This is a genomic window from Plantactinospora sp. A48 (assembly GCF_055793945.1).
The window spans coordinates 1-13,794 of the sequence record NZ_JBTIXF010000102.1 but is presented as its reverse complement, the minus strand read 5'-3'; the positions used below and the strand labels follow the sequence as shown (position 1 = coordinate 13,794).

General features: G+C 68.8%; 14 protein-coding genes and 2 tRNA genes. 6 read left to right on the top strand and 10 right to left on the bottom strand.

The genetic code is table 11. The features are described from left to right. Positions 1 to 662 precede the first annotated feature (662 nt). Positions 663 to 899: a hypothetical protein gene (locus tag ACXN5W_RS29400; protein WP_473161641.1), complete on the top strand. Its 237-nt coding sequence runs from the start codon at positions 663 to 665 to the stop codon at positions 897 to 899. Positions 900 to 1,131: 232 nt separating this feature from the next. Here the strand turns inward: ACXN5W_RS29400 and ACXN5W_RS29395 are convergent, their stop codons facing one another. The 6 genes from ACXN5W_RS29395 to ACXN5W_RS29370 all read right to left on the bottom strand — a co-directional run bounded on the left by ACXN5W_RS29395 (position 1,132) and on the right by ACXN5W_RS29370 (position 6,795). Then, complete coding sequence (locus ACXN5W_RS29395) at positions 1,132 to 1,926, bottom strand: carbon-nitrogen hydrolase family protein (RefSeq protein ID WP_473161640.1); 795 nt, start codon at positions 1,924 to 1,926, stop codon at positions 1,132 to 1,134. Positions 1,927 to 2,235: 309 nt separating this feature from the next. Continuing rightward, complete coding sequence (gene clpX / locus ACXN5W_RS29390; protein ID WP_473161639.1) at positions 2,236 to 3,522, bottom strand: ATP-dependent Clp protease ATP-binding subunit ClpX; 1,287 nt, start codon at positions 3,520 to 3,522, stop codon at positions 2,236 to 2,238. A gap of 205 nt (positions 3,523 to 3,727) precedes the next feature. Next, the gene (locus ACXN5W_RS29385) at positions 3,728 to 4,390 is read right to left on the bottom strand and encodes an ATP-dependent Clp protease proteolytic subunit (protein WP_473161638.1); all 663 of its coding nucleotides are present in this window, start codon (positions 4,388 to 4,390) and stop codon (positions 3,728 to 3,730) included. A gap of 11 nt (positions 4,391 to 4,401) precedes the next feature. Beyond that, positions 4,402 to 5,043, bottom strand: a complete 642-nt coding sequence (locus ACXN5W_RS29380) for an ATP-dependent Clp protease proteolytic subunit (protein ID WP_473161637.1) — start codon at positions 5,041 to 5,043, stop codon at positions 4,402 to 4,404. A 176-nt stretch (positions 5,044 to 5,219) separates the two neighbouring features. Then, a complete protein-coding gene (tig, locus tag ACXN5W_RS29375) occupies positions 5,220 to 6,572 on the bottom strand; it encodes a trigger factor (protein ID WP_473161636.1) in 1,353 nt (450 codons plus the stop codon). Positions 6,573 to 6,721: 149 nt separating this feature from the next. Beyond that, positions 6,722 to 6,795: transfer RNA gene (locus ACXN5W_RS29370), tRNA-Pro, on the bottom strand. 469 nt (positions 6,796 to 7,264) lie between these two features. Between ACXN5W_RS29370 and ACXN5W_RS29365 the strand changes: the two genes are divergently transcribed. Further along, positions 7,265 to 7,338: transfer RNA gene (locus ACXN5W_RS29365), tRNA-Gly, on the top strand. Positions 7,339 to 7,502: 164 nt separating this feature from the next. On the opposite strand, the gene ACXN5W_RS29360 is transcribed toward ACXN5W_RS29365, so the two are convergent. The 3 genes from ACXN5W_RS29360 to ACXN5W_RS29350 form a co-directional block, all read right to left on the bottom strand. Next, positions 7,503 to 8,471, bottom strand: coding sequence for an ArsR/SmtB family transcription factor (locus ACXN5W_RS29360; protein ID WP_473161635.1), 969 nt, complete (start codon positions 8,469 to 8,471; stop codon positions 7,503 to 7,505). Positions 8,472 to 8,730: 259 nt separating this feature from the next. Continuing rightward, complete coding sequence (locus tag ACXN5W_RS29355) at positions 8,731 to 9,222, bottom strand: hypothetical protein (protein WP_473161634.1); 492 nt, start codon at positions 9,220 to 9,222, stop codon at positions 8,731 to 8,733. Positions 9,223 to 9,278: 56 nt separating this feature from the next. Further along, on the bottom strand, positions 9,279 to 10,238 hold the full coding sequence (locus ACXN5W_RS29350) for a hypothetical protein (RefSeq protein WP_473161633.1): 960 nt from the start codon (positions 10,236 to 10,238) through the stop codon (positions 9,279 to 9,281). 251 nt (positions 10,239 to 10,489) lie between these two features. Here ACXN5W_RS29350 and ACXN5W_RS29345 point away from each other — a divergent pair, with 251 nt between their 5' ends. From ACXN5W_RS29345 to ACXN5W_RS29330, 4 genes are all read left to right on the top strand, one after another. Further along, positions 10,490 to 10,927, top strand: coding sequence for a MerR family transcriptional regulator (locus ACXN5W_RS29345; protein ID WP_473161632.1), 438 nt, complete (start codon positions 10,490 to 10,492; stop codon positions 10,925 to 10,927). Further along, positions 10,927 to 11,976, top strand: coding sequence for an aldo/keto reductase (locus tag ACXN5W_RS29340; RefSeq protein WP_473161631.1), 1,050 nt, complete (start codon positions 10,927 to 10,929; stop codon positions 11,974 to 11,976). Before ACXN5W_RS29345 ends, ACXN5W_RS29340 begins: the two co-directional genes overlap by 1 nt. Before the next feature lie 36 nt (positions 11,977 to 12,012). Next, complete coding sequence (locus tag ACXN5W_RS29335; protein ID WP_473161630.1) at positions 12,013 to 12,402, top strand: PPOX class F420-dependent oxidoreductase; 390 nt, start codon at positions 12,013 to 12,015, stop codon at positions 12,400 to 12,402. Positions 12,403 to 12,591: 189 nt separating this feature from the next. Next, complete coding sequence (locus tag ACXN5W_RS29330) at positions 12,592 to 12,846, top strand: hypothetical protein (protein ID WP_473161629.1); 255 nt, start codon at positions 12,592 to 12,594, stop codon at positions 12,844 to 12,846. A gap of 428 nt (positions 12,847 to 13,274) precedes the next feature. On the opposite strand, the gene ACXN5W_RS29325 is transcribed toward ACXN5W_RS29330, so the two are convergent. After that, complete coding sequence (locus tag ACXN5W_RS29325; RefSeq protein WP_473161628.1) at positions 13,275 to 13,556, bottom strand: hypothetical protein; 282 nt, start codon at positions 13,554 to 13,556, stop codon at positions 13,275 to 13,277. Positions 13,557 to 13,794 lie beyond the last annotated feature (238 nt).

Sequence of the window (13,794 nt, the reverse complement as noted above, 5' to 3'; positions counted from 1 at the left end):
CAACAGCACAAAACCATCAGTCAGACCAGCCACAGAAGGCAAAAATTGGCACTGGCTTATCAAACACCCTGTTGAGTTCTCAAAGAACAACCACACACCAAGAAACCAGCCAAGGCCGGCCCCGTTGGGGCTATGCGTTCCGTCTTGTCCGGTCGGCTCCGCGATCATCGATCGCACCGCCCGAAGGTCTCCGCGCTGACGCTCACCGGCTTCCCGGTGGCCATCTGTCGGAGGAAGCTAGCAGACCGGCCGATCATCGCTCCCGCGACTGACCCGCCCGGCTCCTGCCGGCTTGGTACACGTTACACGGTCGGCCTCGCGATCTCAAGTCCGGTTACCCGGTCGATTCGCACCACCCGCATCCCATCCTCGAAACCACCGAGGTGGTCTTGATTCAGGGCCCGCGGTTCCGGCCGTTTTGTCCGGTGTTCCGCGTGCAGAGAGAAAGTTACGCGCCCTGGCCACCGAAGTGCAAATCCGCGTCCGTCGCTGCCCGTACCGCCGCGAGACCGGCCACGACGACTGTTTCCGCAGCTCACAGCGGCCCCGAGAATCGACTGGACATGCTCCTGCGGCCCTGAACGTGACCGTCGTCTCAGCGGCCACCATCGGGCCGGAACGGACTGGTTCCGTGGCAGCCGGCAGCCGGGCTTCATGGAAGAGTGGCGCCCATGGCGATCACCCCGGTCACCCACGCGTCGCGATCCGACGACGGTGTACTCGCGCTGGTCCTACCGTTCTGGCAGCTGGTCATCGCGGTGGCGGTCCTGGTGGTGCTGGTCCTGTCGGTCCGCCGCCTGGCCCGCCGAGGCCCGTCCCGGATGTCGACGGCACTCCTGGTGACCGGCGGAGCCATCCTCGCCCTGGCCCTCACCGGGATCCTCCTGCAGGGTCACTGACCGGGCTTGTCATTGCCCGGGTTGCAAGGCAGCCAGCAGGGGTCTCAACCCCCTGGCCATCCTGGGCGGCCCGCCGGTCGCGCATCCCCGTGACGGCGGCCCGGACGCAGGTCCACCTTGGCCGTTCCGGCCGCGTCCGGGCGGCCAGCCAGGTCGCCTACCAGATCCAGTAACCCCCAGGAATCGCACCGAAGCCGAATGAACTTCGGCGGCCTCGGCAGCCCAAGAGGTCTCAGAGGCGGCGGTTGGCCAGGCTCGGCAGTTCCGAACGGATCTGGTGCTGACGGTCCAGGTCGAGATCCGCGAGGGTCACGCCGACGGTGTCCGGTGCCTGGGCGAGCACGGTGCCCCAGGGGTCGATGACCATGCTCCGGCCGAAGCAGGTCCGCCCCGGATCGTGATCACCGATCTGTCCCGCGGCGATCACGTAACACTGGTTCTCGATCGCCCGGGCGCGCAACAGCACCTCCCAGTGGTCCCGGCCGGTGTGCAGCATGAAGGCCGCAGGCACCACCAGGATCCGGGCACCGCGGTCCACCAGCCGGCGGTACAGCTCCGGGAAACGCAGGTCGTAACAGATGGACAAGCCAACCGGTACGCCGTCGACCGGCAGCACCACCGGTTCCTCGCCCGGCGCCACAGTCCGGGATTCCAGGTAGGAGACCCGGCCCGGAATCTCCACGTCGTACAGGTGGATCTTGCGGTAGCTGCCGGCCAGTTGGCCGGCGCGGTCGAAGACCAGGGAGGTGTTGTACGTGTGCTCCGGGTCCGGTCCGGATTCGTGAAACGAGCCGGCGTGTACCCACATACCATGTCGGCGCGCTGCCTCGGCGAAGAACGCCGCGAACTCTCCGTCCACCGGTTCTGGTTGTGGCGCCGTCGTCGCCGGGCCCAGATGGTCGACGTACTCGGGGAGGACCGCGAGGTCGGCACCGGCCGCCGCGGCCCGGTCAAGCAGCTCGGCGGCCACCGTCAGATTGGCCTTCCGGTCGTCTCTGGCGTTGAGCTGACACACCGCAACCCGCATGCGACAAACCCTACGGGTCGCTCACTTCGCCAGCCACCTCAAGCCGATCCCACCTCAAGCCGATCGACGGAGACCCCACCGGAGGCCTGTAGAACAACGGTCGACCGAACCATTCCAGTCGACACCGCTAGCGGGTTCGGCGAGCCCAGCCCGCGTCGGGATCAAGCCTGACCGCCCAGAGCGGGCCGGGCTCACCACCCGTCCCACCCGCCTGACCCCCGGAGCGGGCTGGGCTTGCCGAGCCCGCTCCACGGAGCCGGACCACCCGGAGGAGTGAGGTTTCCCCGACCCTCCGGGCGGCTCAGTCGATCAGGCTGACTTCTCCTCGCGGTCCCGACGGCGCCGGCCGGTGAACTCCCGCGGCACGATCGTGGGGTTCACGTTCTCCAGGACGACCTCGCGGGTGATCAGCACCCGGGCAGCGTCCGGGTTGCTGGGCACCTCGTACATCACGGAGAGCAGAACCTCTTCGAGGATGGCCCGCAGACCACGGGCGCCGGTGCCGCGCAGCATGGCCTGGTCGGCGATGGCCTCCAAGGCCGGCTGCTCGAACTCCAGCTCGACGCCGTCCAGCTCGAAGAGCCGCTGGTACTGCCGAACGAGTGCGTTCCGGGGCTCGGTGAGGATCTGCACGAGGGCCCGCCGGTCCAGGCTGCGCACGTTGGTGATCACCGGGAGGCGGCCGATGAACTCGGGGATCAGCCCGAACTTGAGCATGTCCTCGGGCATGACCTGACCGAAGATGTCATCCGTCGAGCGCTCGGAGACGGCTCGCAGCCGAGCACCGAAGCCGAGGCCACCCTGGCCGGTCCGGGACTCGATGATCCGGTCGAGACCGGCGAACGCGCCACCGCAGATGAACAGCACGTTTGTGGTGTCGATCTGGATGAACTCCTGGTGCGGGTGCTTCCGTCCGCCCTGGGGCGGGACGTTCGCGACGGTCCCCTCCAGGATCTTGAGCAGGGCCTGCTGGACGCCCTCGCCGGAGACGTCCCGCGTGATCGACGGATTTTCCGACTTGCGGGCGATCTTGTCGACCTCGTCGATGTAGATGATGCCGGTCTCGGCGCGCTTGATGTCGTAGTCGGCGGCCTGGATCAGCTTGAGCAGGATGTTCTCAACGTCCTCGCCGACGTAGCCGGCCTCGGTGAGCGCCGTGGCGTCGGCGATCGCGAACGGCACGTTGAGCATCCGGGCCAGGGTCTGGGCGAGGTGGGTCTTGCCGCAGCCGGTGGGGCCGATCAACAGGATGTTGGACTTGGCCAGCTCGACGGCGTCCCCGGAGGATCCGCCGGCCGTGTCGGCCTGGATCCGCTTGTAGTGGTTGTAGACCGCTACGGAGAGTGCCTTCTTCGCCTGGTCCTGGCCGACCACGTACTGGTCGAGGAACTGGCAGATCTCGATCGGCTTGGGTAGCTCTTCCCACTTGACCTCGCCCGACTCGGCGAGCTCCTCCTCGATGATCTCGTTACAGAGATCGATGCACTCGTCGCATATGTAGACCCCGGGGCCCGCGATGAGCTTCTTGACCTGCTTCTGCGACTTGCCGCAGAAGGAGCATTTCAGTAGGTCGCCGCCGTCACCGATCCGTGCCACCTACGTTCTCCCTGCCGTCATCGGCCAAGGCCGCGCCCTGGCCTGCGGTTGTGCTGCCTTGTCGATCCTGATCGCTGTGCCGGGGTGCCGGCGAAGCGGTGCAGACCCGACGTTACCCCCTGGCGGAGGTTTCTCCGACCCCTAAAAGGGGCGTGTCCGGGGTCGGCCGGCAGCATACCGCCGGGCCGGCCCCGGACCTGGGTCGTCAGCTGTTCGCGTTCGCCGCGAGCAGACCCTTCTTGCGGCTGGACAGGACCGTGTCGATGATCCCGTACTCCCGGGCTTCCTCGGCCGTCATGATCTTGTCACGGTCGATGTCCTTGCGGACCTTGTCGACCTGCTGACCGGAGTGCCGGGCAATCATCTCCTCCAGCTGGGTACGCATCCGGAGGATCTCCCGAGCCTGGATCTCGATGTCCGAGCCCTGCCCGTAGCCACCCTCGGTGGCCGGCTGGTGGATGATGATCCGCGAGCTCGGCAGGGCCATCCGCTTGCCCGGCGTGCCGGCGCCGAGCAGCACCGCGGCGGCGCTCGCCGCCTGGCCCAGGCAGACCGTCACGATGTCCGGCCGGACGTACTGCATGGTGTCGTAGATCGCGGTCATCGCCGTGAACGAGCCACCCGGCGAGTTGATGTACATCGTGATGTCACGGTCCGGATCCGTGCTCTCCAGCGTGAGCAGCTGGGCCATGATGTCGTTGGCCGACGCGTCGTCGACCTGGACGCCGAGGAAGATGATCCGGTCCTCGAACATCTTGTTGTACGGGTTGGACTCCTTGACGCCGTACGAGGTGCGCTCGACGAACGACGGCAGGATGTAGCGGTTCTGCACCGGCGCGAAGCTCGGCGGCTGCGTCAGGTCACTCATCGTCAAGCTCCTCAGCTCAGGGTCCCGGCGCCGGCCGGAACCTGGGCGGCCCCGGTGATCACCTTGTCGATGAAGCCGTAGTCGAGGGCCTCCTGCGCCGTGAACCAGCGGTCCCGGTCGGAGTCGGCCTCGATCTGCTCCTGGGTCTGGCCGGTGTGGTGCGCCACCCGATCCTGGAACATCCGCTTGGTGTAGAGCATCTGCTCGGCCTGGATGGCGATGTCCGCCGCGGTGCCGCCGACCCCGCCGGACGGCTGGTGCATCATGATCCGCGCGTGCGGCAGCGCGTACCGCTTGCCCCGGGTGCCGGCGCAGAGCAGCAGCTGGCCCATGGACGCGGCCATGCCCATCGCCACGGTCGACACGTCGTTGTCGATGAACTGCATGGTGTCGTAGATGGCCATGCCGGAGTAGACCGAGCCACCCGGGGAGTTGATCCACAGGTTGATGTCACGGTCGGGATCCTCCGCGGCGAGCAGCAGCAGCTGCGCGCAGATGCGGTTGGCGACCTGGTCGGTCACCTCACTGCCGAGGAAGACGATCCGTTCCTTCAGCAGGCGGTTGTAAACCGAGTCGTCAAGGTTGCCAATGGCTTCCCCGCCACGGGCGTCGGCCGCCCGGAGGGGCATCGCTGGGACGTGCATTTCGGTCATGGCAGCCCTTCGCTCTCCGTACCGTCTCAAGAACCGACACTAACCGTTCGCCGGGGCCACAGCGCCCCGGTATTGGACCTGTTCGCTATCAGCGCAGCTGCGCCAGGCGTACCCGGAAAGGCGTCGGCCGCCCCACGCCCGGTGCGGGCGGGCGGCGGCCGAGCGCCGGATGCGGCTCAGTGCGCGTGGTCGTGCTCGGCGTCCACCCCGGCCTCGGCGCGCAGCGCGTCGAGGCTGATCGGGTTGCCGGCGGTGTCGGTGATCTTCACCTTCTCCAGCACGGTGGCCAGCGCCTTCCCCCGACGCACGTCACCGAAGACGGCCGCCGCGGCGCCCGACCGGACAAGCTGGTCGTAGTACTGCTGCGGGGCCATGCCGGAACGCTGCGCCCGGTGCATGATCTCGTGTCCGAACTCGTCGTCGGTGACCTGGACGTCCTCGGCGTCGGCGAGGGTGTCCAGCAGGAGCTGGATCTTGACGCCCTCGGTGGCCGCCTCGGCCAGCTCGGTGTCGATCTGCTCCTCGGTCTTCTCCTCGGCGGCGAGGTACTCCGTCATCGAGGCGCCGATCCGCTCCAACTGGTCGACCATGGCCTGCTTGCGGTGCTCGACCTCCTCCTTCACCACGCCCTCGGGGGCGGGTACCTCGGCGGCGGCCACGAGCTGCTCCAGGGCCTTGTCGCGGGCGGCGTAGATCTGCTCGACCTTCTTGCCCCGGGTGACCCGCTCCCGCAGGTCGTTCCGCAGCTCATCGAGGGTGTCGAACTCGCTGGCCATGCCGGCGAACTCGTCGTCCAGCTCGGGCAGCTCCTTCTCCTTGACCGTGCGCACGGTCACCTCGACCTCGGCGTCCTGGCCGGCGAAGTCGCCGCCCACGAGCTGGGTGGTGAACGTCCTGGTGTCGCCGGCCGACATGCCCACCAGCACCTCGTCCAGACCCGGCAGCAGCTGCTTGCTGCCCACCTCGTGCGAGATGTTGGTGGCCGAACCGCCCGGAACCTCCTGGCCGTCGACCGTGGCCGCGAGGTCGAGCTGCACGTAGTCGCCCTCGGCGGCGGCCCGCTCGACGGTCTTGAGGGTGGCGAACCGCTCCCGCAGGCCGTTCACCTGCTCGTCGACCTCGGTGTCATCGATCTTGAGCTCGTCGACGGTCACCTCGACGGCCGACAGGTCCGGCAGGGCGATCTCGGGGCGGACGTCCACCTCCGCGGTGAACTTCAGCGGCTCGCGGTCGGCGAACTCGGTGATCTCCACCTCCGGCCGGCCCAGCGTCTTCAGATCGTGCTCCCGCACGGCGGCCAGGATGTTCTCCGGAATGGCCTCCTGCACCGCCTCGTTCAGGACGGCGCCCCGGCCGACCCGCTGGTCGATCACGGCGGTCGGCACCTTGCCACGGCGGAACCCCGGCACGGTCACCTGCTGACCGATCTCCCGGTACGCCTTCCTGAGGCTCGGCTCGAGCTCGACGAACGGCACCTCGATGGCGAGCCGCACGCGGGTCGGGCTCAGAGTCTCGACGGTGCTCTTCACAGGCGTACTCCTTGAAACGGGTCTTAAGGTCTTGGCTGGGCACGGTTCAGCCCATCGAGTGTAGTCGGGCCCCGATTCGACCCGGCGGCGACCGCCGCCCAGGAGGATGCCGTGACCCACTTCATCCACTCCGCGGGCGCGGACGACAGTCGGGGTGGCGGGATTTGAACCCACGGCCCCTCGCTCCCAAAGCGAGTGCGCTACCAAGCTGCGCCACACCCCGTGGCGATCAGAAGTGTATGCGGTCGGACCGACAGACGTTGCGCCCGGTCCGCACGTCCCGACCGTGTCCCCGGCCACGCCCCTCTGTTGATCTTCGATCGATGCCCGGCGCGACCACCGATCTCTTGACGGCGACACCGGAGGTTGGAGCCGCGCCGGACTCGGTTGGCCGACCGCCCGACCGGCTCGACGGCCCAGTCACCGGCCGCCCAACTCGCCCGCCTCGCCCGGCTCGGCCGACCGGGAGCCGGCCCCTGAAGATGGCCGGGCATACGACCAACCCCGCCCATGATCAACACAATGTCCGGGACGTAGGGGTGTCCGGGTGACGCTGATACCCCTGTTCCGCCGACATTGGACAGCGTGCCGAGGCCGCCACCCCGACCACCGCGACGCGCTGGCGGGCCGGTTGGGCCCGCCCGGCGGTGACCCGGTACGCTGATCGGCGCGCCTCGGATCCCGGCGCGCACGCGGGCGTAGCTCAATGGCAGAGCTTCAGTCTTCCAAACTGACGGTGCGGGTTCGATTCCCGTCGCCCGCTCCACATGTTCCGGCCCAGGTCAGCGGCACGATCCGCGTACCTGGGCCGTTGTCGTTCCAATCGTCTTTGGATCCTGGTTGGCATGGCGTGCCAGTGGCGCCGGCCGCGCCAACCGAGGCGGATTCGCCTCAGCCAGGTGCGGCCCCGGGGACTGATGGCCCCGGGATTCACCAGATGTCACGGGTTAGGCCCGGCGGAGTGCCCGCGCGGGGCGGTACGCCGTCGAGCAGCGCCCTGCCGATGGCGGTGGGGCGGTGCAGCACGATGTTGCCGTGCCGCTGGCTGATGATGAGCCCAGCCTCGCGCAGGATCGTGGTGTGGTGACTGGTGGTTGCCGGCGAGATGCCGGCACGCCGGGCCAGTTCGCCGGTGGTGGCCCCGCGGACGGTGGCGCGCAGGACAGCCAGCCGGGTGTGACCGAGCAGCGGGCCGAGTCGACGTTCCGGATCGGCCGATGGCACCGGCCGGATCGTGGGGTCCGGCCGCTGCCGACGCGCCGGGTAGACCAGGACCGGAGGCAGTTCGGGATCGGCCAGCGCGACCGGTGAGTGCCAGCAGAAGTATGACGGGATCAGCGTGATCCCCCGGCCGTCGAGGTACATCTCCTGGTCACACGGGTAACCGTGCACGGTCAGCACCGGCGGCTCCCAGCGCACGTCCGGGCCCAGGTCGTCGAGGATCTCCCCGGCACCGGTGTCGAGCATCCGCACCCCGCGGAGAGCTCGCTCGCCGGAGACGGCATCACCGATCTGCGCCCGGTACGGGGCGACGGCCACCCGGAAATAGGCGCGTAGCGCATCGCCGAGGCCGTTCAGGGCTGCGAGCCGGCCGGCGGACAGGTCACCCAGCCAGAAGCCTTTGGCCGGGACGCTGATCTGCTCCACTTCGGTACGGATCCGGCGGGTGGGGGTGCCGAGCACCCTGTCGATGCCCTCGTCCAGGTCGGTGACCGGGCCAGGCGTCAGGAAGTCCGGGAAGTACCGATGGCGGGGCGCGACGGGCAGCAGCCGCTCGCGGACCACCGGCACGAGGCCGGCGCGTTGCAGGTCCTGGCGCACCTGCCGGTGCCAGTCGGCGTAACCGGCGTAGCCGGCGCGGGTCTGCAGGCGGTGCAGACTGCAGACGATTTCCCACAATGGATCTGGCTGAACCGCCAACCGAGTACGACTGAGATCGCCGGTCGTGAGATGTATTCGCAGTCTCCCCATGGAAGACAGTGTTTTGGTATTGACGGTGGTTCTCAGTCTCATCGACGACATCGGCGCAAATTCGACACTGACCAGCAAATGCAGCATTTCGCCAAACAACTCAGTTGGCGCACCACCGGCGTTACGACGACGACCAACGCCCGGACGGGGTGGCAGCCCCTCGGCTGCCACCCCTGGGTACGGCAACTCAGCCAGCGCTGCAGCTCGTCCGCCACCGGTGGGAGGCGATGTTGTCGTTGGCGTTGCTCATGTAGCCGTCCCGGTTGGAGCCCCAGCTGAACCAGACTCCGGTCAGGTTGTCCCAACTGTCGCCAGCGCCCAGGCAGGCGTACGCGCCGGAGTAGTCGGGGTGGATGTAGAGGGCAACCGGGTGGCCGCTGTTGGAGTCGTTCCACGCCGAGGACGCCTGGTTACGCATGCTGGCCCGGTTGTTGTTGTCGCAGTTGGCGTTCTCGGCGGTGCTGATGGTGTCCCAGTTGTTGTCGGCGTTGTACCACCAACACCACCGGCCTCCCCAGTAGGCGTCCTGGCTGACGTACAGGTAGCCGCTGGCCGCGAGGGCGCGGTGCGAGTCGGTGTGCGGCGCCGGCCTGGGCGCGGCCTGCGCGGCGGTGGCGGTGATGGTCAGTGCGGCAACCGCCGCGACCAGGATGGCCAGCATGGACCGTACTGCTCTCATGGTGTTCCCTTCGATCGGATCTGCCGTGGCGGTCCGCCACGGAAGTCACAGGGGCGTCAACCGGCGGCCAGCACGGCACGGGCACGCGGCAGCGCGGCGGCTTCGAGGCGGAGCCGGTCGGCCACCTGGGCGCGGAACTGTCGTTCGACCGCGCGCTGGTGCTCGGCGTCGAGCCGGCGGGCAAGCCGGCCGAGTCCGCTGTCCGCGGAGCAGGTCGCCTCGGCCACCGCCAGCCGGACCTCGCTGGTCGGGACGGTGTCGGACGCCGGTTCGGGCACCGACGCGCGGGCGGCGGCCGGGTCGGCGTATCCGTAGCCGACGGCCCGCATACAACGCCGCCACACCGTCACCCCGGCGGCGTAGCGAGGGTCGGCGAGCACTCGGCCGACGCGTAGCCCGGTGAGGTTGTCGGTGGTCTTGGCCGCTCGGTACCAGGTGGGCAGGTCGCCGTAGAGTTGGCCTTCCGCCTCGGACGTGCAGCTGTGGCTGCTGCGGCGCACCGTGCCGCCGCCCGGCAGTGCCGCCCGCAGGGCGTCCGGCTCGCGCGGGTCGCCGTTGAGGGCGCGGACGACCGCCGTACCGCGCTCCGGCGGCAACTCCTGGACGTACCGGGCGTTCGGATCGCCCGCTATGGCGGCCTCCAACCGACGGTCCAGCACTCCGCCGTAGCCGTATCGGCGGGCGTAGGCCAGGTCGTCGAGGACGTACGGGAACTCACGCAGTTCGGGCACCGGGTGCCGGGGCACCGGCCAGTAGCTGAACCCGCGGCGCCGCATGCAGTCGCGGATCAGCAGTTGCGTGGCGGCGTACCCCACCTCCGTGGCCGGGGCGGACGCGGCCGGCATGAACCGGGCCGGCGCGGTCGCTGTCGGTTGCGGCCCGGCCGGGCCACGCTCGCCACCCGGCGGCGTCAGGCCCCGGGCCGCGCCCAGCGCGCCGGCGGCTGCCGTCGCGAGGACGACCGGGACCGCGACGGCGTACCACCATGACCATGACTTGCGCGACGCCCCCGCCATGACGCCCCCCTCGGCCGTCCGGGACGCCGGTCGCGCCCCGCAGCAACCAGCCTCGGTACGGGACACGGTTCGGGACAGAGGTCTTCGACCAGGCTCGAACGACCAGCCTCAGGAACGCGGTCCGAGTCGGTGTCGCCCCGGACATCTTCGACCCTGCCCGCGGCGTGGCCGCTCGGCCGGCAAACCGACCCGCGTCAGCCGCCGAGACAGGGTTTGCGTTTGAGTGCACTCCAGCTCATAACGTGTCTGGCATGACGGCGATGGCGACCACCGAGCAGGGCTACCTGGGCATCGCCGAGGTTGCCCTGTCCACCGGGCTGACTCCGGACACGTTGCGCTGGTACGAGCGAGAAGGGCTGCTCCCCCCGGTGGAGCGGGACCCGAACGGGCGACGGCGGTACGGCGCCTGGCACCTCAGGCTGCTCCGGGTCCTGGTACGGCTGCGTCGCACCGGGATGCCGACCAGCGAGATGCGGCGGTTCAGCCGGCTGGTCACCACCGGTACGGCCACCCATGCCGAGCGACTGGAACTGCTGTCCGCGCACCGGGACCGGATCGTCACCCGGATAGCAATGCTCGAAGAGGAGTTGGCCGTGCTCGACGCGAAGACGGCGCACTACCGGCATCTGATCGAAAACGGCCTCGACTGTGGGCTGGCCGCCTCGGAGCAGGGCGGGGCGCGGCCATGATGCGACACCGGATCCTCGGCCGCACCGGCATATCGGTGAGCAGGTTCGCCCTTGGCACCCTGCACCTGGGTGCGTGGGGCAACGGTGACCATGAGGATGCGGTCCGGCTGATCCACACCGCGCTGGATGCCGGCATCAACCTGATCGACACCGCCGACCAGTACTCCAACGGGGAAGCCGAACAGATCGTCGGCAAGGCACTCCGCAGTCGCCGCGACCAGGTCGTCCTGGCCACCAAGGGACACTTCCCGGTCCAGTTCCCCCGGCGCGGCGACCCGAACCACCGGGGCAACTCACGGCGTTGGCTCACCCGCGCGGTCGAGGACAGTCTGCGCCGGCTCGGCACCGATCGTATCGACCTCTACCAGGTGCACCGCCCCGACCCGCTCACTGACATCGATGAAACGCTCTCGGTGCTGTCCGACCTCGTACGTGCCGGGAAGATCATGGCGATCGGCACGTCGGGCTTCCCGGCCGAACAGCTCGTCGAGGCCCAGTGGGTGGCCGAACGGCAGCACCACATCCGCTTCCACACCGAACAGCCGCCGTACTCGGTCTTCGTCCGTGGGATCGAGGCTGACGTCCTACCCACCGCGCAGAAGTACGGGCTCGGTGTGCTCACCTGGAGTCCCCTCAACAGTGGCTGGCTGACCGGGCGTCTCCGGCACGGTCGGCCGATCGAGATGAACGAGTTCCGCCGCGTTGTCGCCCACAAGTTCGACCTCGACCGGCCCGGCAACCGCCGGAAACTTGACGCCGTCGAACAGCTGATGGAGGTGGCCACGCAGGCGGGAACGTCGCTGACCCGGCTGGCACTCGCCTTCGCGGCGACGCATCCCGCCGTCACCTCGGTCATCCTCGGGCCACGCACCATCGAACAGCTCGTCGATCAGCTGGGCGCCGCCGACCTCCAGCTCGGCGACGACGTGCTGGACCGCATCGACGGCATCGTCGCACCTGGTGAGACGCTCAATCCCGCAGACGTCGACTACGTCCGGCCGGCGTTGACCGACGCCGAGCAGCGACGCCGTCCGGCCCAGCATCGTTGACCTGTCGACCGGCTCTGTCCGAAAGGCGAAACTGACGTGTCGATCATTCCTGAGAGCCACCTCGACCTGCTGAAACGGCCGCTTTTCGGCCACCTCGCGACCATTCGGCCGGACGGCTCGCCGCAGGTCAATCCGATGTGGTTTCGCTGGGACGGCGAATTCCTGCGGTTCACCAGCACCACGATCCGGCGCAAGTACCGCAACGTGCGGCGGGACCCACGGGTTGCCCTGTCGGTGAACGACCCGGACCAGCCATACCGGTACCTGGAGGTACGCGGCCTGGTGGATCGCATCGAGCCCGACCAGGGCTGCGAGTTCTTCACCGGACTCGCCGCGCGATACGGGATGACGTACGACAGCCCGCCGCCGGACGCCGAATTCCGGGTCGTCCTCATCGTACGTCCCATCACGAGCAGCCTTCAGTGACTCGGTGCCCGCACGCGCGCATTCCGCCCACCGGACCCCCCAGGTCCACCTCGACGGCGACCAGATCGATGTCCTCGGGGCGGTCAGGGCGAGGGTGCAGACCCGCCGGCCCGGCCGACCTCAACGGCCGGTGAGCGGGCTGCTGGTGCTGCGGGATGCGCGGGTCGATTCGGACGGCATGATGAGCTCATGGACGAGCTGACCCGCGCAGACTTGGAGGAAATTCTTCCGCGTGAGGGCTTCGAACCAGCCAGCTACCGTCTGTACGGCGGCTTCGGCGCCGGCGAATGCTACGTGCTCGACCACGGCCCGGCGGGTTGGGAGGTCTACTACTCCGAACGCGGGACGAAGGGCGGCCTGCGAACCTTCCAGACAGAGCGGGAGGCTTGCCGCTACTTTCTCGATCTCTTGCGGCACGACCTCACGACGCGGCGGCGTCGGTAGAGCAGACCCGCGCTGGAGAGTGCCACTACCGTGAGGCATGTGACAACCTACGAGGCCAGCGTAACGGCCACGGACGTCGTGCTCGCCGGCGTCACTGTTGCCCTCATCGGGTGTGCTGCCTCGGTGGCTCTCCGTGGGTGGCGCGCGCCAACGGTTCGGCTGTTCGGGCGGACCCTGCATCACCCCAGGCTGTGGGCCGCAGGGGCAGCCTGCATGGGCTCCTACGCTCTGCTGGGACTGGGAAACCTGACGGAGGTCACGCCCAGCACGTGGCGCGCGCCGAGCCGGTGGGTCGGTGCCGCGTTGCTGCTGGCCGCATTGACGATCATGGTCGTTCAATCGGTCCTTGAGTACCGCGCCCGGCGTGGGAATGTTCGTGAACGCCAACCTGGGCTGTGACGAGCGCCGGCCGGTCGAGACCTGGATCGTCAGACGACCGTCGGCGGCGTCCGGTTGTCCAGCCGCGCGGTGCGCCCCTCGCCGGTAGTGGCCGCCGGGCCGTGCAGGTCGTCGAAATACTCGCGAAGCCAGGTGGCGACTCTGCGAACCGAGGCGTCCGGGTCGTCCAGCAGGGAGTCGAGCACGGGGCCGGCGTCTGCGAAGTTCCCGTGGACCAGGTCCAGGATGGTGGACTGGAAGCCGTCCTGATCGTCTCCCAGGTCGCGGGCGGAGGCCCTGACCAGGGGTTCCAGGGCGTCGATACCGGCCAACCCGGCGAGTGCTTCCGCGATGACGTCCCGCCCGTAGAAATGCTTTTCGTTGAGGTAGGTGTCGAGCTGTGCCCTCAGGAGGGGATCAATGCCAGGTCATGACGAGACCGATCACCAGCACGAGGAAGGACCGGCTGCGGGGGGGGGGGGGGGGCGGGCGGGTGGGAGCAGTGGCAGCGGGGACAGAGAGAAGGGGGGGGGGTGGCTTGTTCGTCTTCGGGGTTGACATGCTAGGTAT

What these genes read in the sequence shown, in the direction of transcription:
- ACXN5W_RS29395 (WP_473161640.1), bottom strand. Translation starts at nt 1,926, where the DNA reads ATGCGGGTTGCGGTGTGTCAGCTCAACGCCAGAGACGACCGGAAGGCC.
- ACXN5W_RS29385 (WP_473161638.1), bottom strand. Translation starts at nt 4,390, where the DNA reads ATGAGTGACCTGACGCAGCCGCCGAGCTTCGCGCCGGTGCAGAACCGC.
- ACXN5W_RS29380 (WP_473161637.1), bottom strand. Translation starts at nt 5,043, where the DNA reads ATGACCGAAATGCACGTCCCAGCGATGCCCCTCCGGGCGGCCGACGCC.
- ACXN5W_RS29355 (WP_473161634.1), bottom strand. Translation starts at nt 9,222, where the DNA reads ATGAGAGCAGTACGGTCCATGCTGGCCATCCTGGTCGCGGCGGTTGCC.
- ACXN5W_RS29350 (WP_473161633.1), bottom strand. Translation starts at nt 10,238, where the DNA reads ATGGCGGGGGCGTCGCGCAAGTCATGGTCATGGTGGTACGCCGTCGCG.
- ACXN5W_RS29345 (WP_473161632.1), top strand. Translation starts at nt 10,490, where the DNA reads ATGACGGCGATGGCGACCACCGAGCAGGGCTACCTGGGCATCGCCGAG.
- ACXN5W_RS29340 (WP_473161631.1), top strand. Translation starts at nt 10,927, where the DNA reads ATGCGACACCGGATCCTCGGCCGCACCGGCATATCGGTGAGCAGGTTC.
- ACXN5W_RS29330 (WP_473161629.1), top strand. Translation starts at nt 12,592, where the DNA reads ATGGACGAGCTGACCCGCGCAGACTTGGAGGAAATTCTTCCGCGTGAG.